Here is a 23,585-nt window from a genome sequence, read left to right on the forward strand (position 1 = left end):
GGGGCCGGGGGTTGAGGTGAGGCCCTCTTCCCCCCTTCTCCTCTCCGCCGTGCGGAGAGGAGAAGGGGCCAGGGGATGAGGTGAGGCCCTCTTCCCCCCTTCTCCTCTCCGCTGTGCGGAGAGGAGAAGGGGCCGGGGGATGAGGTGAGGCTTTCCCTTCTCCTCTCCCGCCGTGCGGAGAGGAGAAGGGGCCGGGGGATGAGGTGAGGCCCTCTTCCCCCCTTCTCCTCTCCGCCGTGCGGAGAGGAGAAGGGGCCGGGGGATGAGGTGAGGCCCTCTTCCCCCCTTCTCCTCTCCGCCGTGCGGAGAGGAGAAGGGGCCGGGGGATGAGGTGAGGCCCTCTTCCCCCCTTCTCCTCTCCGCCGTGCGGAGAGGAGAAGGGGCCGGGGGATGAGGTGAGGCACTCCCCTACGGCTGCAGCCTCAACGTGCTCACCGCCTTGACCTGGTCGCGGTCGAAGCGCATGGGCAGGTACTCCACTTTTTGCCAACGGGCGATCAAATCGTCGTAGTGACTGCTCAACACGTTGCCAGACTGACCCGTGGTGTGCATGAAGCGGCTGCTGTTCCAGTCGCTCAGGTCGCTGATATGCCGGTAGGAGGGCACATGGCGCTGCGCATAGGGTTTGCTGGCGCGGAAGGGAGCGACGTTGACGGTGGAGCCGTCGCCGCCGTTCGGGATTTGGCGGCTGAAGATGTTCTTCAGCGCGCTGACCTGGTCGAACGGATTGTGCGGGAATTCGGTGAAGTGTATCTTGTCCCAGCGCCAGTTCTTCAGGTCGTCGCTGCCCATGCGCTCCGTCAGGTCTTTGAGCGCGGCCTGCAGGGCCACATGCTGCGTCGTGCGGCAATCCTCGTTGCCCGGCGTCAGCACGTTGTCGCACCACGGGCTGTTGGCCTGGCCCAGCGTCTGCAGCAGGTAGGTGGGGTGGAAGCTGGAGAGGTAGTCCGCGCCCAGCGTCTTGCCCAGGTCATCCTGCACGAGCGCCGGCTGCAAGTGCAGCAGCCAGGCGGCGTAGATGGCCGCGGCCGCGCTATCCTGACGCATGACGCCGTCCCAGTTCTTGAGCAGATCGAGCGCCTGCGCCTCTTGCGGCGTCTGCGTGGGCGTTTGCAGGAAGAACGGCAGCAGCTCCAGCGCCTGCAGCGAGAGCTGATCAGCATGCATGGCCGCAATGTCGTCGGGCGACAGTTTGGCTTTGGCCTCGATCATCTGCACGATGCGGGTGGCGCGGTAGGGCGGCGCCCAATCGGTGGCCAGGAAGTAGGGGTAGGCGTCAGGCACCACCTTGTTGTTGGCGGTGACGATGAAGCCGCTGGCCGGGTTGAAATCGTGCGGCAGTTCATCGAACGGAATGAAACCGGTCCAGGCGTACTCATCATTCCAGCCCGGCGCCGGCATGAAGCCGTTCCCTTGCGCCCGGATGGGGATGCGGCCGGGGCCGTAGTAGCCGATATTGCCATCTACGTCCGCGTAGACGAAGTTTTGCGACGGTCCCACGTAGGCGCGCAGGGCCGTGCGGAATTCGTCCCAATTGCCGGCGTACATCACCTGCATGAAGGCTTCCAGCGTGGTGTCCCCGGCATCCAGGCTCGTCCAGCGCAGGGCCAGGGTGGTCGTGGCGTCGCTGGTCACGTCAGAGATCAGCGGGCCGTGACGGCTGGCGCGCGCGGCCCAGGTGATCGGCTCCTTGCGCCCCTTGACCTGGATCGTCTCGCTGATGATGGTCAGCGGCTGCCAGGCGCCGTTGACCTCCACCTCGTTGGGGTTGGCCGGGTTGACGCGCTCCATGTAAAGGTCTTGCACATCAGGCCCCAGGTTGGTGACGCCCCAGGCGATGCGGTCGTTGTGCCCGCTGGGGATGCCCGGCATACCCGGCAGGGTGGCGCCGATGGCGTGCAGGCGATTGCCCTGGATGCTGGCCAGATACCAGATGGAAGGAATCTGCGCGCCCAGGTGCGGGTCATTGGCCAGCAGCGGTTTGCCGGTGGTGGTGCGGCTGCCGCCCACAACCCAGTTGTTGCTGCCGATATTGAGCGCCTCCGCGCCCAGCATGGCGCGCACATCGGTCGAGAGGTGAGCCAGGGCGCCGGCGCCCTGCCCCAGGTTGGGCAGGATCAGCGTGCCATCGGTGGGATAGGCCGGGAAGAGCTGGCTGGCGCGCTCTGGCCCCAGCGCCTGGTAGATCTGCGCGCGCACCAGTTCCGATTCGTAATCGCCGCCCAGGTTCCAGGCCATCATCTTGGCCCAGACCAGGACATCGGCCGGCTGCCAGGGCGCGGGGGTGAAGCCCAGGATGGTGAATTCGATCGGCAGGGTGGGGTTGCCGGCCAGGTAGGCGTTGACGCCGCCCACGTAGGCGTTGACCACCTGTTGCGCCTCGGGGGACAGAGCTTCCCAGGCTTGCTGCGCCGCGCGGTAAGTACCCAACGTGCGCAGGAATTTGTCGGTGTCCACCGTTGATTCGCCCAGGACTTCGGACAGGCGACCGGCGCCCACGCGGCGCTGAAATTCCATCTGCCACAGGCGGTCCTGGGCATGGACATAGCCCTGGCCGAAGATGGCGTCCAGGTCGTTGTTGGCGTAGATGTAGGGGACGCCGTCGGCATCGCGCACGATCTCCACCGGGCCTTGCAGGCCAGGCACGGTGATGGTGGCGTTGACCTGGGGCAGCGAGCGACGCAGGAAGAGGTATCCGCCAGCGGGTACCAGGATGAGGAGGGCCAGGATGATGCCAAGAATGGTGAGTAGGACTCTGCGCATGAATGGTTGCCTTTCAGATTGGATGTTGGGACTTGAGAAGTCAAACGAAGCCTAAGTCTGGTAACTGCTCAGCCAGGCAGTGAGAATGGTCTCGATAGCGCCCGGAGTGCCCCCCTGCCCCCCAATCCTGGGGGAGCCGAATGCTTTTCCCCCCAGGATTGGGGGGGCAGGGGGGCCGCCTGAGCAGTTACGAAGTCTGGCGGGGTGCGCCATCAGATCGTTTCGCCGCTGGCAACGGTTTTGTCGCTGAAGTCTTTGGCGTTGCGATGGGGGCGGATCACGCAGTTGCGGCCAATGTGGGCGCCGGCCGGGATGTGGCTGGCCGTGCCGATGACGGTCAACCCGGTGCTGAAACGTGCGGGGTCGTGGCGATTGGGGGTGTTGTCATCACCGGCGCCGATCTCGGCCTTGGCGCCGACGACCACATCGGTGTCAATGATGGCGCGATCCACGATGGCGCCTTCACCGATGATGGTGTCACGCATGATGATCGAGTCGCGCACGAGCGCGCCATGTGCCACGACGACCCCCGGTGAGATGATCGAACGCTCGACGCGGCCCTCGATGCGACAGCCGTCACACAGTAGATTGCCGTCCACGCGGGCCTCGGCGCCGACCCAGGCCGGCGGCCGTTCTTCGCTGCGGGTGTGAATGACCCAGCGCGGATCGTCCAGCTCCAGCGCGGGAGTTTCGGCCAGCAGCGCCATGTTGGCTTCCCAGTAGGCCTGCAGGGTGCCAATGTCAACCCAGTAGCCATCGAAGTGATGTGCGTAGACGCGACGGCTCTTGACCAGGGAGGGGATCACCTCACGGCCAAAGTCAACCTGATCCTTGCCTTCACGCAGCAGCCAGTCAATCAGCACGTCCCGTTTGAAGACGTAGATGCCCATCGAGGCCAGGGTGCTGCGGGTGCGGCGCGGCTTCTCTTCGAAGTTGCTGATGCGCCCATCCAGCTCTGTCTTGACCATGCCGAAGCGATAGGCATCGAAGGGGCTGACCTCGCGCACTGCCAGGGTGACATCGGCGTTGGTCTGTTCGTGGAAGGTCAACAGTTTGCGGTAGTCCATCTTGTAGACATGGTCGCCGGCCAGAATGAGGACGGCATCCACGTTTTGCTCCTGCACGAAGCCCAGGTTGTAGCGAATGGCGTCGGCCGTGCCTCGCTGCCAGCCGCCGCCGTCACGCGTCGGGTAAGGCTGCAGCACGCGCACGCCGCCCGTGGCGCGGTCGAGGTCCCACGGTTTGCCCAGGGCAATGTGCTCGATCAGTTCCCTGGGCTGATACTGTGTCAACACGGCCACATTGAAAATGTCGGAGTTGACACAGTTGGACAGCACAAAATCAATGATGCGGAATTTGCCGGCAAATGGCACGACCGGTTCGGCCCGCTGCGTGGTCAGCACGCTCAGCGCCGGGCTTTCACCGCCGGCCATGATCATGGCGAGCGCTTTCATAGCACCTCTCTTCCTCTCTTAGTTAGCCCACGGTCTCGCCGCTGGCAATGGTCAGGCCAGGGTAGTTGCCTTCATCAAGATCGCTGTTGATGAGCACGTTACGGCCGATGCGGGTGTTGGGCGGGATACGGGCGCCCTTGCCAACCACCGTGACGCCGACATTGAGCTTGTCCGGATCTTTGATGTTGGGTTTCAGATCATCGCCCTCACCCACGACCGCGCCGGCCCCCACCCACACGTCCTTGTCAATGATAGCTTTGTCAATGATCGCGCCCGGACCGATGTAGGTGTCGTTCATGATGATCGAGTCCCGCACCACCGCGCCGGGCGAAACATAGACGCCGGGTGAGAGTACGGAATGAACCACCAGGCCGCGCACATTGCAGCCGTTGGAGATCTGACTCTTGACCACGCGTGCCTGCAGACCGATCTTGGCCGGCGGTCGTTCTTCGCTGCGGGTGTGAATGACCCAATCGGTGTCGTACAGGTCGAGCGCGGGTTTGTCCTCCAGGAGGGCCAGGTTGGTCTCCCAGTAGCTCTGAATCGTGCCCACGTCCACCCAGTAGCCCTCGAACGGATAGGCGAAGACGGAATCATCGGCGATCATGCCGGGAATGACATGCTTGCCGAAGTCGAGGCTCGGCTCTTTGGCCGCGCCCTGGCGCAGGCGTTTTTCGAGCGCGTCGCAGTCGAAGATATAGATGCCCATGGAAGCCAGGGTGCCTTTGTCGCGCTGCTTGGGCTTTTCGGTGAATTCCGTCACGCGCTGATTTTCGTCAACGGTCATGATGCCAAAACGATCGGTCTCTTCCAGGGGAACGTTCATCACCGCAACCGTCAGCGCCGCGCCGATCTCCTGATGATAGCGCACCATGGCGTCATAGTCCATCTTGTAGATGTGGTCGCCAGACAGGATGATGACCAGATCAGCTTCGGTGTCCTCCAGGTAGCCGAGGTTCTGGTAAACGGCATCGGCGGTGCCTTTGTACCAATCTTCAGCGCGGCGCCCTTTGTAGGGCTGCAACAGACGCACGCCGCCGTGCGTGCGATCGAGGTCCCAGGGCTTGCCGATGCCGATATGATCGTTGAGAGAGTGCGGGCGATACTGAGTCAGGACAGCCACGTGGTGGATACCCGAATTGACGCAGTTGGAGAGGGTGAAATCAATGATGCGGTATTTGCCGGCAAACGGCACCGACGGCTTGGCGCGCTTTTCGGAGAGTACGCTGAGCCGAGCACCCTCACCGCCGGCCAGAATCATGGCGACGACTTTTTTCAAGGTCTTCCTCCGGAAAAAATGGTGAGAAACAGATAACAAAAACCGGTTGGCCGATCTCTTCTGACCGGCCTTTGCAGCACTGCCTGCGGATCAGGGCGCCGGTTGCAGCCATTGATCGGCGCACCACCCCTGCCCCGCCTCGCCTTTGACTTCCCACCAGGTGTAGTTGTCGGCTGTGATGGGGCCGCGCAGCACGGTCAGGATCACGTCGGCCGGGAAGCGTGTGGCCAACTGAAAGCGCAGGCCAGCGTCGCGCCGTGCGTTCAGGAACTGGGTGTTGACAACCCGCACCTGGCTGCCAATCCCAATCGTGATGCTGACCGTGGCCGTCAGCGTTGCGGTAGGCGTGATGAACGCGGTGGCGGTTGGCTCCGGCGCCACCGTGGCCGGAACAGGGGTGAGGGTCGGCGCAGCGGTGGGGGTCGGCTCGCCGCTGGCCGCATTGGCAACCGCCGTGGCTTCTGACAGCGTCACTGTGGGCGAACGTCCGCGCAGCGCGGCGATGAAGGGCGCCGGCGCCTGCAGTCCCGCCTGGATGAGGGTGAGCGGTGAACGCAGGGCGCCGCCGACCCAGCGCGTCATCACCGCGCCGGCCCGCACAGGCACGCGTCCCGGCGTCTGGTCGGCCAGGGTCGCGACCACAAAGGCCAACAGGAGAAGGATGGCGGCATAGCCAAGCAGGCGATCGAGGCTCAATTTGCGGCTGCCGCGCACGATGTAGATGGCGCCGGCGTAAAGGCCAACCGGCAGTCCGAGCACGATCAGAAAGCTGGTGAAGAGCCAGGGCCAGGGCAGGTTGAGGGCCAGGCGTGCCAGGAAGTAGGCGCCCAAACCGATGCCGATGAAGAGCAGGCCGATGAAGAGGAATTGCAGGCCCTGCTGCCACTCCGGGGTGGTATTTTCGGGCTTGTTGGCGCCGGCCAGAAGGGCACGCAGACGATCCATCTCGTTGTTGGCGGCCGTCAGCGCGCGCGACAGGCGTTGCGAGTTTTGTTCCAATTCCACGGTGCGCTGACGCTGGCGCTGCAGCTCGCGCTGCGCCTGTTCGACGCCCGCTGGCAGCGGTTCCTGGATGGCCGCGGCAGGCGGCCATTCTACCTGCGGCGCTGGGCGCTCGCTCAGGTTGGGCCACAGGTCAGCCGCGGTCTGCGCGGCCTGATGGGCGTGCTGATACAGTTCGGCGGCTGTCACCGTTGCATCGCCGGTGATGAGGCGCTGGCGCAGCGCGTGCAGAGCAGACAGGGTGGTCGCCTGCTCAACCGTCAGCCGCGCGCTGAGCGGGCCACCGGCCTGTAGGAGTTCAGGGAACGCGGGCGCGGCCGCGACCGGCTGGAGTTCAGCCTGATCCGGCGCCGGCGCAATCAGTGTCTCCTGCCATTGCTGCAGAGCCTGTGTGAGAGAAGCGTGCAGGCCAAGCAGGGCCAGGGCGGCATCAGACGACGACAGGGCGCTGTTTTGGGCGCGGATGGCCGCTTCCAGGCGTATGCACGCAGGCTCCAGGCTTAGTGACATCCAAAGACCTCATATCACGGGTGGGGTGAGCGGTTGGTCGGATTGCATTGCACAGCTAACGGAGATCGGGTAGCCGTCGAAGTATACCGCAGGAAGGTAACGCATGTCAATTCGCTCCCCTTTTAATCTTGCGCTGGCCTGCCCCTAGGCTGCCCTGGTTCGCTCTGCGTCATCGCGGACAAAGACCGACAGGAAGAAGCTGACGATGCTGATGATCAGTCCGCCGAAGAACGCCGGGCCGAAGCCATCCACGCGAAAACCGATCCCCAGGGCCTCGGCGATATTGCCGGCCAGCAGGAGCATCAGGGCGTTGATGACCAACGTGAAGATGCCCAGGGTCAAGATGATGAGCGGGCAGGTCAAGAGGGTCAGAATGGGCCGGATGACGGCGTTGACCAGACCGAAGATGAACGCGACGATGAGGACCGCTTGCCACCCATCGTAGCTGATGCCAGGCCCCACCAGTTGCGCGGCGATTCCCAGGGCCAGCGCGTTGATGAGCAGGCGAATGATGAACCGAGTCATGTTTTTTTCCTCCTATCTGCGGCGCCGCGCTCACAGGCGTTTGCGCATTGTGAGCAGCGTGCGCGTCTCAGCGAAACCGAACTGCTGCAGCGCCGCGGCGGTCTCTTGATCGGCGGCTTGCAGCGAGATGTGGATCGGGAAGAGGGGGTACGCGGTCAAAATGTCCAACGCGTGGCGAATCAAGGCCTGTTCGATCTGACCCCGTTGATCTGGATGCACGAACAACCGGAGCGCATGGGTACCTTGCCAGCGCGCAATTCGGAGCATCAGGAAGGCGAGAAACTGGTTCGGCTTGGCGGGGTCGGGCAGCACCAGGCGCACGACCCGCGAGTGACCGGCCATATCGGCCACAGCTTCGCCCAGGCGTCGCTCGAAGTAGAGACGGAAGTTGTCGGCGCGCACCGGGCGCCACCAGTGCATCAGGTTGGGCGTGGCCGCCAGTGCCAGTTCATAGGTCGCATACCATTCGTCTGCGCGCAGTGAACGCAGGCCAGGCAGCGGCTGCATGGCTGCCGGCACGGTTTCGGGTACCCGCGCCAGCCGGTAATCGCTCACCCCGCCCAGAACCTCGAAGCCCAGGCGCTCGTAAAGGCCGCGTGCCACGTCGTTGTCACGGCGCACCTGCAAGATGGCCCAGTCGCCGCCGCGCGCACGGATGTGGTCCAGCGTCACAGCCATCAGCCGGCGGGCGATGCCTCGGCCGCGAAAGGGTAGGGCGACAGCCACGTTGGCAATGGCCCAGCGCTGGCCGTAGGTGTCCACGCGCTGCACGGTGATGTTACCGACCACCTCGCTGTCTTCTTCCCAGACAAAGCCAGCGAGCATGTCGTGGAAATCCGGGTTGAAATGGCTGAGCAACAGGGTGAACGGTCCCATGTGACCGAAGGCGCGCATTTCGCGCAGCGCGCTGAGGCCGCTGGTATCCAGCTCGTCGGCGAAGGCGTCATAAATCAGATCTGCCACCTCCCCCAGGTCACGCCGCACGTTGAGCGGGCGCAGGTTGGTCGGCTCCAGTTGGGGTTTGGCTGCTGCGGTGGTCAGCGCGTGCGTGGTCATCGGTCGTGGTCTGCTCCCAGGTAGATTCGCATGATCTGAGTTTATCATCGTTTAGGGGAGATGTCAAAGTGTCATTTTGGCGGCAAACACACATTATTTGCGTTGGGATGTGCGCCCAGCGCATGGATAAACTGGCTTGCCCTGCGCGACCGGCAGACGTATAATCGCTGCGTGCAGGAGGTGTGGTATGAATAATCGTTCTGTTGGATTCCTGGGCGCCTGGCTGTTGTTGCTGGTCCTGGCCAGCGGCGCGGCGCAGCCCGCGCAGGGAGATGTGCCGCGCAGGGAGATGCGCCGGCTGCCGTCGCTTATTTTGTGCGGCCGGACGGCGGTTCGACCACCCAGTGTAACGGTCGCGTGGACGCGCCCTACCCCGGCAGCGGCAGCAATCTGCCCTGCGCGTGGGATCATCCTTTCCGCGCTCTACCGCCTGGCGCCGCGCCGCGCCTGGCCGGGGGCGACACCCTGTTCATCGCCGCGGGCAGCTATCGCATGGGCTTCGGCGCGCCGGAGACCGGCGCCTGCGACGCGGGCGGTTCTTTCGACTGCGTGATGCCGCCCATTCCCAGCGGGCCGAGCGCAGCGCAGCGCACGCGTATCCTGGGCGCAGGCTGGGATCAGGGCTGCGCCAATCCGCCGGAGCTGTGGGGCGCGGAGCGTCCCTGGTTCATCGTCAACCTGACCGACAGCAGTCATGTGGAGTTGGGCTGCCTGGAAATCACCGACCACGCGACCTGCGTGGAGTTTCACAGCGGCGCCATTCCCTGCCAGCGCGATACGCCGCCCTATGGCCCGTGGGCCAGCATCGGTTTGCAGGCCGAAGATTCCACCGATGTCTATCTGCACGATCTCGATGTGCATGGCCTGGCCAGCGGCGGCATTCACGCCGGCCGCCTGCACGATTGGACGGTCGAGCGGGTGCGCATCGCGGGCAATGGCTGGGTGGGCTGGGATGGCGACATCTACGGCGGCGATTCGAACAGCGGCGTGCTGACTTTTCGCCGTGTGCTGATCGAATGGAACGGCTGCGGCGAGACCTGGCCGGAGGGTCAACCGACCGGCTGCTGGGCGCAGTCGGCCGGCGGCTATGGCGATGGCTTTGCCACCGGCGCGACCGGCGGGCAATGGGTCTTCGAGGATGCAACGGCGCGCTACAACACCTCTGACGGTTTCGATCTGCTGTACGTGTCCGAACCGGGGTCGTCGGTGCAGATGCGCCGCGTGCTGGCTGTGGGCAATGCCGGCAATCAGATCAAGAATTACCGCGGGCCATTTCTGCTGGAAAACTCGATCATCGTCGGCAACTGCGGCTTCTTCGATGGGCAGCCGTTCACCTATGACGTGGACAACTGCCGCGCGCTGGGCGCCGCGCTGGCCGTCGGCCTGACCCAAGGCGATCAGGCCACGCTCACCAACAATACCGTGACGAGCGAAGGCGATTGCCTGCTGACGGCCGAACGCTATGGGCCGGGCAACGGTCAGGAGCGCGTCACGCTACGCAATAACCTTTTCCAGGGGCAGGTGGACTTCTTGCAACCGTTCGAGCTGACCTGCCTGGCCTACCAGGAAACCTTCGACCACAACCCGTTCGATTTCGACTACACCCTTGCCAACAACGTCAAGGATGACGCCTGTCCGGGCGGTCATGCCATCTGCGGCGTTGCGCCCGGCCTGGTCAGCGTGGAGATGGACAGTTTCGATGCGCATCTCCTGCCCGGCAGCCCCGCGCTGGACGCGGGCAGCCCGACGCTATGCCCGGCCGGCGATTGGCGCGGCTTCAGCCGGCCGGTGGACGGCAACGGCGATGGCAACGCGCTCTGCGACCTGGGCGCCATCGAGTGGCATCGGCCGGAGGATGTCAACGGCGACGGTTCCATCACCGTGCTCGATGTGCAGCAGGAGGCCAGCGCCTGGCCGTGCAGCGCGAACTGCGCGGCGCTCTACGATCAGGATGGCAACGGCGTCATTGATGTCGTGGACGTGCAGCGGGTCGCCGCGGCCGTGGCGGTATAGAATCGAGCCTTGAACTCCTGCGCCAAGACGGCGTCGGCTGACCTCAGGCTTCGTCGTTCAGCTCAAGGCCCTCCGCGGGCATGACCGGCTCATCGGCCGCCGATTTTTTCTTGCGCGGCGCATGCGGGGCGGCGCGCTTTGGTTCGGCCTTGCGCCGGGATGGGCGCTTGGGCGCCGCATCCGTTTGTGCTGGCTGTTCCGCCGCCGGGGCAGGCGGCGCCTCTTCTGCAGCCGGTGGCGGGGGCGGCGGGACCGGTGCAGCTTCCGCGGGCGGCGGGACCGGTGCGGCTTCCGCGGGCGGCGGGACCGGTTCGGCTTCCGCGGGCGGCGCCGGTGCGGCTTCCGCAGGCATCAGGCCCAGGCGCCGTTTGCGTTCGGCCAGACTCTCCTCGCCATGCTCGATCGGAACTTCGGGCGTCGGCGGTTGCAGCGTCGCGTTGCGGGCCTCGATCTCCTGAATGGCCTTGATGACGGCCATGGCCACGGTGCCGCGGCCAGTATCGTGCCAATCCTCCACCAGTGGCCGCAGCAGGTTGACGACCTTGGCGTGGCCGATCTGTCCCAGGCCCTGCGCGGCCAGCAGGCGTACTTCGCCGTCCTTATCGGTCAGCGCTTCGGACAGCGCCTCCACCGCCAGCGGGTCCGGCCCCAGTTGGCCCAGGGACCAGGTGGCGGAGCGGCGCACCAGGCGAAACTCATCGCGCCGGCGCAGTGCAGCAATCAACGGGGTCACCGCCAGCGGCGCGCCGACGCGCCCCAACGCCTGTGCGGCAAGCTGGCGCACGCCGGGGATGGCGTCCTTCAAGGTTGCAATGAGCGCCTGAATGACGTCTGCGTCCTGCGCTTGGGCCAGCCGGCCCAGCGCGGCGCAGGCGCTGGCGCGCACGCCCGGGTCATCGTGCCGGGTCAACTCGACCAGGCGCGGAACGGCGGTCACTTCGCCCAGCTCGGCCAATGCTTCGGCCGCGGATGCCAGGCCGACCGGGCTTTCGCCAGCGAGGGTCTGCTGCAAGATACCAATGGCGACCTGGCCGCCCACATCTTTCAACGTCATTGCTGCCTCCCATCGGACAAACGGTTCTGCATCGTGCAACAAATCGCCCAGGGCCGCAAGATCGCGACCGCCGAGCGGGGCGCCCCGCAGCGCGGCCGCGGCCTGCCAGCGCTGTTGGGGAGACGCACTGGCCAGGCGGGTGGTCTGTTCATGCAGCCAGGCGCGCGCCTCAGGTTGCCACTGCCAGCGAACAAAGCGCGCCCAGCGCTCCATCTGCGCCTGCCAGGCCGATAAACGCCGCGCCAGCCGCCGCCACACGCCGCCGGCTCGATTCGCGCCGGCCCCCTGCTCACGGTTGACCTCAGAAACGATTATCATCACCATGCAAGTATACACGCAACTGACGATGCTGCAAAAAGAAGCACTCTATTTGCCAACAGAAGGGGGATGAGAATACAATACGACCAGACCCAGGCTAAACGCTTGGAAGCGTTCAAGGAGCAGACACTCGGTGGCCTCGCAGCCGAGAACGGTTTGTTGGCCAAGAGTGACGTCTCGCAATTCCACGAAAGACGAGGTGTACCATGTGGCGTTCGTTTGCTCACACTATGCTTGTCCTGACAGTCGTTGCACTGCTGCCGGCTGCAGCGCCGGCCTCCCCGCCGCCGCCAGGCGAGATCAAAGCACGCGCTTGGGCTGATTTCCACAACCCGCTGAGTCTTGCATCGCCCGCGCCTGCTGGTCTCGATACGATGCCTCTCATCGAAGAGGTGACGCCTGCCGGCATGGGCGAATGGACGCGTGTTGCGTTCCAATCGTACCGTGACGGTAATTGGGAAATCTATACGGCTGGCGGCGATGGAAGCCATCTGACGCGTCTCACGAATCATGCAGGGAGCGATGGATTGCCATCCTTCGATCGCGCCGCCGCGCAGGTTGCCTTTGCATCGAATCGTAACGAAAACCTGGACATCTTCATCGTGCGGGCAGATGGCTCGAACTTGCGCCAGGTGACGTCGTCAGGCGATGATGAAAGCCAACCTGCCCTGTCGCCGCAGGGCACGCGCATCGCCTACGCGCGCGACCGCGATGACAACCTCGATATCTACGTGGCCAATACGGACGGTTCGAATTCCACCCGGATCACCTATCATGAAATGCCGGATGTTGATCCGGCCTGGTCGCCTGATGGGTCGAAGCTGGTTTGGGTGAACATGAACGGCTATGTTGGCAGCATTGTGCTGGCCGATCCCAATGGCGCCAATGCGCGAACCATCTCGGCGCCGCTGCGGTACCTGGAGAATGTGACCTGGTCTCCTGATGGCCGCTTTCTTGCCTTCGATTATGACGCTGATGGAGACCAGTGGAACGAAATAGCAGTCATGGCGATTGACGGCACAGGACTCCACACCGTGTATGATCCGGGTGCGGCGCTCGTGGATGCCTGGATGGGCAGTTGGACGGGAGAGGGCCATTGGCTGGCATTTACGCGAACAGAGTATGTCATTCAAGATGGCCGGCTCTACCTCAGTTCGCTGCGTTTGCAGCGGGTGCCCCTAACGGGCGGGAATCCGGTTGCTATCACGGCGTCACTGCTCGATGCAAACCCCGACTGGCGCTCTTTCGATGTTACCCCGCCAGACAGCGCCGTCGAGCCATTGCCCGCACAGACTCGAGTGGATACTCCGTTGACTATTGTCGTCAGCGGCAGCGATGGGCAGGGCGCTGGCATCGCATCGTTTGACATTCAGCAGCGCGCCAACAACGATCCCTGGTACGATTTGCCCGTTCAACCGACGCCTGACGCCAATGGGCGCGCAACAGTCACGCCGTCTGTTTGGCCAGGCAATGCCTTTAGTTTTCGGGCGCGGGCGCGCGACCATGCGCTGAACGTGGAGCCGTGGCCGGACGCGCCGGATACTCAGACAGTGGTCTATGCCATGAAGATTCAAGGCGAGACGCGCGACGGCCGCGGCGTGCTTCTGCCGGGCGCGCGTGTCTACTCTACTGATCACGATGTGCCAGGGCCGTTTGCCGCCAGTTATCGCAGCGGCAGCTTCGATCTGCTGTTTGCCACGGTGCAATGGCGTCATCTTCAGGCGCGGCAATCTGGTTACACGAACTCACCCATTCGAGACTTCGAACACGCCAGTATCGCAAACTTCGAATTCTATCTGCCTGGCGCAACGAACCTGGTGACCAACGGCGGATTCGAACAGGGCGCGGCCGGATGGGCTTTTTCAGGCGTGTTTACGCCCACCACATCGTATCGTGGGCGCAGCGGCGCCCGCGGCGCGCGTTTGGGACGTCCAAGCACCCTCCAAAATGTCAGGGTATTCAATGAAATCCGTGTGTCTTGGAGCGAACCGCTCGCGGCGGCGTTGGATGTCAATGGCGAGCAACATATCCTCTACCTGCTTCCTGTACCTAGTACACGCGTTCATACCCTGTACCGTCACCGTCCGCCTGGAGGTGATTGGTCCGAACCGGTTATCCTGTTCGAGTATTGGAGTACCCTGAGTCTCACGGCGACCCCGGACGGCGCCATCCATGCGGTTTTGCTCATCATGACCAACGGCCAATATCAACTTTCATATCTCCGAAAGTTGCCGAATAGCGATTGGTCAGAGCCAACTCCAATCACAGCACTCCTGCCAGCGCCTTTCGAGTTCATGAAGCTGTCGGCCGTAGCCACAGGCCAACTCAGGCTTGTCATTTCTTGTGGTAACTGTCCCGGCAAACTCCTGTTCATGAAGCAAAATGCTGACGGCAGTTGGACTCCTCCGCAACGCATGTTATCGTATGATCCTTATGGGATCACCGGCTTCGACGTCACTTCCACACCAACGGGTGAACTGCTCGCATTCTGGGCTGAACATCAAACAGCAACACCGGCGCCGGGATGGATCAGGATGATGCAGTCATCCCTGGGAGCGGACGGCTCCTGGTCGCCCCCGCGCGCCCTATGGAGTGCATCACAGACAGTAACGTACTTTGCCAACCTGAGTCTGGCTGCAAGTCCCACGGGCCAGTTGGTGTTGGGAGCGACTGTATGCATGACCGGTGGATGTCATGTTGGCACTCTGCACTCGCATGATTGGGGCGCGACCTGGGCGCCCTGGCGCTTTCCATCTATCAGTCAACTGAATGAGCCGTTTCTGTTCGATGATGGCCGCGGTGTTGTTCATGCCTTTGGCGCCATTATCAATCCACAAGTGTACAATAGTTCTGGCCTCGCCCATCGGGTCACGACTGACGGCGGTGACACATGGTCTGCCCAATTGGATCACAATATCGCTTTCCCTGTTAGCGCTGGGTTGGGCGATGACCCAGGCCAACGCCTGCTGCTTGCCACGCCAGGCGCTGTGGCCGATATGGCGCTCGACGCGCAGCCCGGCGAAGCGCTGTTGCGCCAAACGATCTCGATTCCCACCGAAATGCCTGCGCCCACCTTATCGTTTTTCTATCGGTATGGGCAAATCAGTACAGGCATTCCTGATCCCCTGGTGCTGACGGTCGCGGGCGCCACCGTTTGGACAACCAGTGAATCGGCCGACGATTGGCGGCATGTTTGGATTGACATGACGCCATTCCGCGGGCAAACGGTCAACTTTGCCTTTCGCATGGCCGGCGATGCCGATCACGCGGCCACATGGGCAGAACTTGACGAGGTCAGTCTATCCGGCTGGCGCACCCCCATCGCTCGACGTGTCATGCTCTCTGGCAGAACCCTACACCTCGAAGGCGAGAATTTCGCCGATCGTATGACGGTGCAAATCGGCGATGCCGCGCCTGTCGCCGCGACAGTGATTGACCAGGAACACGCAGAGGTGACGCTGCCGGCAGACTTGCCTCCTGGATGTCACGACGTCACCACGACATCACCGGATGGACGCGCAGGCACGGCGCCTGGCCTCTTGCGCGCCGGGCGCCAGACCTTCGTTCCATCCGTTGTCAAGTAGGTCGGTGGGTGAAAATTTGCCGTAGGCGTCACCCGTTTGTATAATTCGACTTACGTTCGCAGTGGAGACCAGGTTTGAGGGCAGGATTGGAGACGCTCCCCAGCGCTTGCCTGATTTCAGACCTGGTTTCTTACGTGTTACTCGGATTCTGGAGGTCAATGGCGTGATCGAAGTCAAAGACGTAACGAAATCCTACGGTCCAATCGAAGCCCTGGCTGGCGTCAGCCTGGACATTCACCAGGGTGAGATCGTGGGTTTGCTTGGCCCCAACGGCGCGGGCAAAACGACCCTGATGAAAATTCTCACCGGCTATCTGCAGCCGGACGGCGGCACGGTGACGATTGATGGACTGGATGTGCTGACCCACACGCGGGCCATCCAAGCCCGCATCGGCTACCTGCCCGAAAATGCACCGCTCTACCCGGAGTTGTCGGTGCAGGCCTACCTCAAGCTCATGGCCGACCTGCGCGAGATTCCGGAGGCCGAGCAACCCCGGCGCCTGTCCGAGGCCATCGTCGCCACCAGCCTGCAGGACCGGCTGACGCAGCCGATCGGCACCCTGAGCAAAGGCTTCCGGCAGCGCGTCGGCCTGGCGCAGGCCATCCTGCATAAACCCAAGTTCCTGGTGTTCGACGAGCCGACCGTGGGCCTCGACCCGACGCAGATCGTGGAAATCCGGCGCCTGATCAAGCGCCTGTCCCAAGAAAGCACGATCCTCTTCTCTACCCACATCCTGTCCGAGGTCGAGGCGCTGTGCGATCGCGTGATCATCATCCTCAACGGCCAGATCAAGGCCGATCAGCGCCTGTCCACCCTGGCCGCGACCGCCGATGCGATCCTGGTCTTGCAGGACCGGCAGCGCGATGTGGAAGCGGCCCTGGCCGGCCTGGCCCATGTGCGCACCGTGGAGCCACTGCAGACGGCCGATGCCTTCCCGGCCTACCGCATCGTGGGCACGGATGCCAGCGACAATGACCTGTGCCCGGCCATCTATGACCTGGCCCGCCAGCGCAACTGGCCCCTGCGTGAACTGCGCCGCGACGTGCGCACGTTGGAAAGCGTGTTCAATCTGTTGGCAACAGGCGGATAAAACAACGATGAAACAAACACTTTCGATGACGCGTAAGGAACTGAACAGCTACTTCGGGTCGCCCATGGCGCTGATCTTCCTGGGCGCATTCCTGGCGGCTGCTCTCTTCTCCTTCTTTTGGGTCAACACCTTCTTTGCACGAGGCATCGCGGATGTGCGCCCCCTCTTCCAATGGATGCCGATCCTGCTGATCTTCCTGGTGGCCGCGCTGACGATGCGCCAGTGGAGTGAGGAGCAGCAGTCGGGCACGCTGGAGATTCTGCTCACCCTGCCGGTGCGCGGCGCGCAGTTGGTCATCGGCGAATTCCTGGCGGTGATGGCGCTGATCGCGCTCGCCCTGGCGCTGACCCTCTTCCTCCCCATCACCGTCAGCCTGTTGGGCAACCTGGATTGGGGCCCGGTGTTCGGCGGCTACCTGGCGGCCCTGCTGATGGCGGCCGCGTACGTGGCGATTGGCCTTTTCATCTCGTCGCGCACCAACAATCAGATCGTGGCCCTCATCGTCACCGTGCTGCTGTGCGGCATCTTCTACGCGGTCGGCTCGCGCGGCGTCACCGATTTTGTGGGCGGCGCCGCGGCTGACATCCTGCGCGCCATCGGCATCGGCAGCCGCTTCGAGAGCATCGAGCGCGGCATCATTGATCTGCGCGACCTGGTCTACTACCTCTCGCTGACCGCCCTCTTCCTGCTGCTGAACATCGTCTCGCTCGACAGCCAGCGCTGGAGCCAGGGCGAAAACACCGCGGCCTATCGCCGCAACTGGCTGACGATGACTGGCCTGGTGGCGCTCAACCTGATCGTGCTCAACATCTGGCTCTACCCCATCAGCAGCCTGCGCCTGGACCTGACCGCGCAGCGCGAGTACAGCCTGTCCGCGGCCACGCGTGACCTGCTCAGCAACGTGCAGGAGCCGCTGCTCATCCGCGCCTACATGAGCGAGAAGACGCACCCGCTGCTGGCGCCGCTGGCGCCCCGCGTGCGCGACATGCTGACCGAGTATCAGATCGCCTCCCGCGGCCGGGTGACGGCCGAGGTGATTGATCCCTTGCAGGACGCGGACAAGGAGACCGAGGCCAATCAGACCTACGGCATCCAGCCCACGCCGCTGCAGGTGTCGGGGCGCTACGAAGCCTCGGTCATCAACGCCTACTTCGACATCCTGGTGCGCTACGGCGATCAGAATGTTACCCTCAACTTCCGCGACCTGATCGAGGTGAACTCGCAGCGCGACGGCACGGTGGATGTGCGCCTGCGCAACCTGGAGTACGACCTGACCCGCGCGGTCAAGAAGGTGGTCTACGGCTTCCAGAGCGTGGACAGCGTGCTGGCCGCGGTCAAGGAGCCGGTCAAGCTGACGCTGTTCGTGACGCCGAACACCCTGCCGGCCACACTGCAAGAAGGGCGGGCCGCCATCGAAAAGGTGGCGCGCGAGCTGCAGACGCGCTCCAACGGCAAGCTGACCTTCGAGGTGATTGACCCCGATGCCCCCGCGGCCACCATTACCCGCCAGACGCTGATCAATAACTTCAAGCTGCGACCGATTCCGGTTTCGCTCTTTGCCGCCGACACCTACTACCTCGACATGATCCTGCAGGTCGGCGACAAGGCGCAGGTGATCTCCCCGTCAGGCGATCTGAGCGAGGCCAGTGTGCGCACCGCCATCGAAGCCGCGCTCAAGCGCTCGTCCAGCGGCTTCTTGAAAGTGGTGGGCCTGTGGACGCCGCCGCCCGCGCCGGCCGACCCGCAGTTGGGGCAATACCAGTCGCCGCAGCCCACCTTCACCTCTCTGAACCAACAGCTCAGCCGTGACTACACCGTGCGGTCGGTGGATCTCAAGGATGGTCAGGCGCCGTCCGATGTGGATGTACTGGTGGTGGTGGCGCCGCAGGCCCTGGACGACAAACAGCGCTTCGCCATTGACCAATTCCTGATGCGCGGGGGCGCGGTGGTCGTGGCGGCCGGCAACTACATCATCTCGCCGGATCCCTATGCCGGCAGCCTGGGCATCGCGGCGATCAGCGGCGGCCTGCAGGAGATGCTGCAAAGCTACGGCATCACGGTGACACAGGCGTTGGTGATGGATCCGCAGAATGAGCCGTTCCCGGTGGCGGTCAACCGCGACGTGGGCGGTATGCAGGTGCGTGAGATTCAGGCCATCAGCTATCCCTTCTTCGTGGATGTGCGCAACAGCGGCATGGACAAGAACAGCCCGGTGGTGGCGAATCTGCCGGCTGTCACCATGCACTGGGCCTCGCCGCTGACCGTGGATACGGCCAAGAACAGCGGCCGCACCGTCGTGTCGCTGCTCAAGTCCACGACTGAGGCATGGCTGCGCACCAACACCGACATCCAGCCCAACCTGCAGCTCTATCCAGAGCTGGGTTTTCCGGTCGAAGGCGCGCGCGAGTCGCACATCCTGGCAGTTTCCGTGCAAGGCTCGTTCGACAGCTTCTTTGTCGGCAAGCCTTCGCCCCTGACCGCCACGCCGGCCGATGCCACGCAGCCGGCGCCCGCACTGGTCACCGCGGCGACGATCGAGTCTTCGCCCAACACCTCGCGCCTGGTTGTCATCGGCAGCGCCGAGTTCGTGGATGACCTGGTGTTCCAGGTTTCGGCCAACCTGACGCAAGATCGCTATCTGAACTCCTTGCAGTTCATGCAAAACGCGGTAGACTGGTCCGTGGAAGACCTCGACCTGCTGACCATCCGCTCCCGCGGCACGCAGTCGCGCGTGCTCAAGCCAATGGCCACGGGCGAGCAGTCCACCTGGGAAGTGGCTAACTACGCCCTGGCGCTGCTGGCCCTGGCCGCCATCGGCGCGGTGTGGACCATGCGCCGGCGCAATGAAAAGCCGATGACGCTGGTCGGGACCGGCGAATAAAGGGGAATCATGGAGCATGATGATGAGTAAACGTAATCAGATTCTGGCCGGAATTCTCCTGGCGCAAGTGCTGCTGGCCGTTTTTGTCCTGTGGCCGCGCTCAGCGCCGGCCAGCGCGGGCGCGCCTCTCTTTGCCGACTTCGAGGCGAGCGACGTGACCAGCCTCAAGATCAGCGATCAGGACAAGAACATGGTCGAGCTCAAGAAACTGGGCAGTGATTGGGTGCTGGCCGACGCAGATAGTTTCCCCGTGGATGCCAGCAAGGTGACACCCATCCTGGACAAGATCGCGGCTATTGGGACCAACCGCCTGGTGACGCGCACCAGTGATAGCCACAAACGTTTGCAGGTGGCCGCTGACGATTTCCTGCGCAAGGTGGAGTTCACCCTGTCCAGCGGCGCCGCGCACACGCTGTTCATCGGCTCCGCGCCAGGCACCCGCGCCACGCACGTGCGCGCGGACCAGCAGAGCGAGGTTTTCCTCGCCAGCGACCTGTCGAGCTACGAGGTGGGCGCGCAGGAAACCTCCTGGATCAAGACCACCTACGTCAGCATCACGCAGACCGAGATGATCGGGCTGACCGTCACCAACATCACCGGCACGCTGCAATTCTCGAAGGACGTATCTGGCGCCTGGATGCTCGATGTCCTGCCCGCGGGCGCGGCGCTCGACACGGGCGCGGTCACCTCGCTGGTCAGCCAGGCCGCCAATGTCACCCTGCTCAAGCCGCTGGGCAAGCAGGCTAAGCCGGAATATGGCCTGGACAAGCCGCAGGCCACCGTCACCGCGCGCGTCAAGTCGGGCGATCAGCCGATCACAACCCTGACGCTGACGATCGGCGCCAAAGACGCGACCGACAACAGCTATTACGTCAAGTCGTCGGCCTCGGAGTACATCGTCAAGGTGTCCGAATACAGCGTGCGTGATTTCGTCACCAAGACCGCGCAAGACTTCGTCCAGCCACCGACGCCCACCCCCGCGCCGAACACAACCCCCGGCGGCTAAGGCCGCTGCAACCGTAGCCGCCGAATGAATTCGGGGCGAAGGGGCGTTCCGCCGCCAGGTCGGCCTGCGCCGACCGGCCTCGCGTCCACGGAGGTTCCTGGTACACGGATGAACACAGATCAACACGAATGATGGGAAGGGATAGATCATGACAAAGAAGGCATTGCTGATCGGACTGAACGAATACAGCGGTGATATTAGCTGGCTGAAAGGCTGCGTCAATGACGTGGTCCAGGTCAAAGGGCTGCTCGAAACGCACTACGGTTTCAGCGGCGACAACATCCAGACGCTGACCGACAGCCAGGCGACCAAAGCAGGCATCCTGGCGGGCCTGGATTGGCTGACCACGGGGAGCCAGGCCGGCGACGTCCTGGTGTTCCACTACTCCGGCCACGGCAGCCAGGTGGCCGACAACGGCGATGATGAGATGGATGCCTCCGACGAGATTCTCATCCCCTACGACCATGACTGGAACAACCCCCTGCGCGACGATGATCTCAAGGCCGCCTTCGATCGCATCAGCCCTGGCGCCAGCCTGACGGTGATGATGGACTGTTGCCATTCGGGCACGGGCAATCGGCCCGCGCCCGCCGCCGATGCGGATCTGGCTACGCTGCCCATGTCGCGCTCCGTTGATCCGCCAGACGAGGTGAGAGGCGCCATCGAACTCCTTGAAGCCCTGAGAAACCTGCTCGGCTGGCGGCGCAAGAACCGCTTCAAGGTGGTCAAGACTCAGGAGAACAACGTGCTGCTGGCGGCCTGCCGCGACAATCAAACCTCGGCCGGCGCCTACATCGCCAACGATTATCACGGCGCCTTCACCTGGTACCTGGCCGAGGGCGCTGCAGGCGACAGGCGGCCATCTCACCTACCGTCAGTTGGCCGAACGTATCGGCAATGGCGGGCAAAGCTATGCGCAGCAGCCTCAGTTGGAATGCCAGCCCGCGTCGTTCGACCGGCAAGTCTTCGCACCGACGGCGTGACCGGTAGTCTCAGACGTAACCGTATTTTGCACCGCAGAGGTCGCACCGATGGACCAAAACCAGCTCGCCTGGATAGCTAATTTCGTTTGGGGTATTGCCGACGATGTGCTGCGCGACCTCTACGTACGCGGCAAGTATCGCGATGTCATCCTGCCGATGATCGTCCTGCGCCGACTCGATGCCGTACTTGAGCCAAGCAAGCAGGCGGTGCTCGACATGAAGGTCACGCTCGACAGCGCACGCATCGTTCACCAGGATCAAACCCTGCGGCAGGCCGCCGGCCAAGCCTTCTACAACACTTCCAAGTTCACGATGCGTGACCTCAAGGCGCGTACCAGCCAGCAGCAGCTCAAGGCCGACTTCGAGGCCTATCTCGATGGCTTTTCGCCGAACGTGCAGGATATTTTGGAGAATTTCGAGTTTCGCAATCAAATCCCGCGGCTCTCCAAAGCCGATGCCCTCGGCACGCTGATCGAAAAACTCCTCTCGCCGGACATTAACCTGAGTCCCAACCCCGTCCTCAACCGTGACGGGTCGCTGAAGCAGCCTGGCCTGGACAACCACGGGATGGGAACGGTCTTCGAAGAACTCATCCGCCGCTTCAATGAGGAGAACAACGAGGAGGCGGGTGAGCACTGGACCCCGCGCGACGCCGTCAAGCTCATGACGAAGCTGGTCTTCCTGCCCATCGCCGACGAGATCGAATCGGGCACCTATCTTCTCTATGACGGCACGTGCGGCACCCTCGGCATGTTGACCGTGGGCGAGGAGACGTTGCAAGACTTGGCCCAGGCCCGCGGCAAGCAGGTGTCCATCCACCTCTATGGCCAGGAGATCAACGCCGAGACCTACGCCATCGCCAAGGCGGACCTGCTGCTGAAGGGCGAGGGCGAGGCGGCGGACAATCTGGTGGGCGGGCCGGAGCACTCGACCCTGGCCAACGACGCCTTCCCAGCCCACGAATTCGACTTCATGCTCTCGAATCCACCCTACGGCAAGAGCTGGAAGAGCGACCTGGAGCGCATGGGCGGCAAGGATGGCATCAAGGATCCCCGCTTCATCATTGAGCATGCGGGCGACGCTGAATACTCACTCATCACCCGGTCGAGCGACGGCCAGTTGATGTTCCTGGTCAACATGCTGAGCAAGATGAAGCACAGCACGAAGCTGGGCAGCCGCATCGCCGAGGTCCACAACGGCTCGTCGCTGTTCACGGGCGACGCGGGCCAGGGCGAGAGCAACATCCGCCGTTGGATCATCGAGAACGACTGGCTGGAGGCGATCGTCGCGCTGCCGCTGAACATGTTCTACAACACCGGCATCGCCACCTACATCTGGGTGCTGACGAACCGCAAGCCCGCACATCGGAAGGGCAAGGTGCAGCTCATCGACGCCACCCAGTGGTACAAGCCGCTGCGCAAGAACCTGGGCAAGAAGAACTGCGAGCTGGCGGACGAGGACATTGGCCGCGTCTGTGAGACTTTTCTGGCCTTCAACGAGACCGCACACTCGAAGATCTTCCCCAACGCGGCGTTTGGTTACTGGAAGGTGACGATGGAACGGCCGTTGCGGCTGACCGTAGCGCTCACGGACCCGAACCGTGCGCGCTTCCGTGCAGCCTGCGTCGAAGCGAACGAAGAACCGCTGGCCAACCTGGCTGATCGCCTGGCCGCCAGCCTCGGCCCAGGCCCGCATGCCGACTACAACACCTTCCTGGCACATGTCGAAGCGGATGCCGAGCGCCACGGCGTGAAGCTGACCGGAAAGCGCCTGAAACTGCTCCAGGGCGGGCTGGCCCAGCGCGATGAGACAGCTATGCCGGTGATCAAGAAGACCCACAAGAAGGGCATTGCTCCCGACCCCCTGCGCGGGTTGTGCGCCGCCACCATCGGCGGCAAGCCTGCCGTGGTCGAGTACGAGCCGGACCCCGACCTGCGCGACACCGAGCAAATACCGCTGCTCGAACCAGGTGGCATCGAGGCCTTCATTCGCCGCGAGGCGCTGCCCCATGTGCCGGATTCCTGGTATGACCCTGCCAGCGTGAAGATCGGCTACGAGATCAGCTTC

The 23,585-nt window shown here is 63.5% G+C and carries 14 protein-coding genes; 7 read left to right on the forward strand and 7 right to left on the reverse strand.

Annotated elements, in window-relative coordinates:
- Positions 1–408: 408 nt before the first annotated feature.
- The 6 genes from IPF85_RS20600 to IPF85_RS20625 form a co-directional block, all read right to left on the reverse strand.
- Positions 409–2,763, reverse strand: coding sequence for a penicillin acylase family protein (locus tag IPF85_RS20600; RefSeq protein WP_343409939.1), 2,355 nt, complete (start codon positions 2,761–2,763; stop codon positions 409–411).
- A 212-nt stretch (positions 2,764–2,975) separates the two neighbouring features.
- The gene (locus tag IPF85_RS20605; protein ID WP_343409940.1) at positions 2,976–4,217 is read right to left on the reverse strand and encodes a sugar phosphate nucleotidyltransferase; all 1,242 of its coding nucleotides are present in this window, start codon (positions 4,215–4,217) and stop codon (positions 2,976–2,978) included.
- Positions 4,218–4,239: 22 nt separating this feature from the next.
- Positions 4,240–5,496: a glucose-1-phosphate adenylyltransferase gene (locus tag IPF85_RS20610; protein ID WP_343409941.1), complete on the reverse strand. Its 1,257-nt coding sequence runs from the start codon at positions 5,494–5,496 to the stop codon at positions 4,240–4,242.
- 90 nt (positions 5,497–5,586) lie between these two features.
- A complete protein-coding gene (locus IPF85_RS20615) occupies positions 5,587–7,008 on the reverse strand; it encodes a hypothetical protein (protein WP_343409942.1) in 1,422 nt (473 codons plus the stop codon).
- 144 nt (positions 7,009–7,152) lie between these two features.
- Positions 7,153–7,533, reverse strand: coding sequence for a phage holin family protein (locus tag IPF85_RS20620; protein WP_343409943.1), 381 nt, complete (start codon positions 7,531–7,533; stop codon positions 7,153–7,155).
- A 30-nt stretch (positions 7,534–7,563) separates the two neighbouring features.
- Entirely contained in the window at positions 7,564–8,589 is a 1,026-nt protein-coding gene (locus tag IPF85_RS20625) for a GNAT family N-acetyltransferase (protein ID WP_343409944.1), read from the reverse strand.
- 315 nt (positions 8,590–8,904) lie between these two features.
- Here IPF85_RS20625 and IPF85_RS20630 point away from each other — a divergent pair, with 315 nt between their 5' ends.
- Positions 8,905–10,602, forward strand: a complete 1,698-nt coding sequence (locus IPF85_RS20630; RefSeq protein WP_343409945.1) for a choice-of-anchor Q domain-containing protein — start codon at positions 8,905–8,907, stop codon at positions 10,600–10,602.
- Between the two features lie 43 nt (positions 10,603–10,645).
- On the opposite strand, the gene IPF85_RS20635 is transcribed toward IPF85_RS20630, so the two are convergent.
- Positions 10,646–11,974: a HEAT repeat domain-containing protein gene (locus IPF85_RS20635; RefSeq protein WP_343409946.1), complete on the reverse strand. Its 1,329-nt coding sequence runs from the start codon at positions 11,972–11,974 to the stop codon at positions 10,646–10,648.
- A 206-nt stretch (positions 11,975–12,180) separates the two neighbouring features.
- Between IPF85_RS20635 and IPF85_RS20640 the strand changes: the two genes are divergently transcribed.
- The 6 genes from IPF85_RS20640 to IPF85_RS20665 form a co-directional block, all read left to right on the forward strand.
- A complete protein-coding gene (locus IPF85_RS20640; RefSeq protein ID WP_343409947.1) occupies positions 12,181–15,558 on the forward strand; it encodes a hypothetical protein in 3,378 nt (1,125 codons plus the stop codon).
- 163 nt (positions 15,559–15,721) lie between these two features.
- Positions 15,722–16,648: an ATP-binding cassette domain-containing protein gene (locus tag IPF85_RS20645; protein WP_343409948.1), complete on the forward strand. Its 927-nt coding sequence runs from the start codon at positions 15,722–15,724 to the stop codon at positions 16,646–16,648.
- A gap of 7 nt (positions 16,649–16,655) precedes the next feature.
- On the forward strand, positions 16,656–19,529 hold the full coding sequence (locus tag IPF85_RS20650) for a Gldg family protein (protein WP_343409949.1): 2,874 nt from the start codon (positions 16,656–16,658) through the stop codon (positions 19,527–19,529).
- A 22-nt stretch (positions 19,530–19,551) separates the two neighbouring features.
- The gene (locus IPF85_RS20655; RefSeq protein ID WP_343409950.1) at positions 19,552–20,535 is read left to right on the forward strand and encodes a DUF4340 domain-containing protein; all 984 of its coding nucleotides are present in this window, start codon (positions 19,552–19,554) and stop codon (positions 20,533–20,535) included.
- A gap of 148 nt (positions 20,536–20,683) precedes the next feature.
- Positions 20,684–21,598 carry a caspase family protein gene (locus tag IPF85_RS20660; RefSeq protein ID WP_343409951.1) on the forward strand — a complete coding sequence of 305 codons (915 nt, stop codon included), beginning with the start codon at positions 20,684–20,686 and terminating at the stop codon, positions 21,596–21,598.
- Positions 21,567–23,585 (forward strand): class I SAM-dependent DNA methyltransferase (locus tag IPF85_RS20665; RefSeq protein WP_343409952.1); only part of this gene is annotated, 2,019 nt, incomplete at its 3' end. The genes IPF85_RS20660 and IPF85_RS20665, both read left to right, overlap by 32 nt.

The sequence above is a fragment of the Candidatus Amarolinea dominans genome (assembly GCF_016704685.1).
In the GTDB taxonomy this organism is placed as follows: domain Bacteria; phylum Chloroflexota; class Anaerolineae; order SSC4; family Amarolineaceae; genus Amarolinea; species Amarolinea dominans.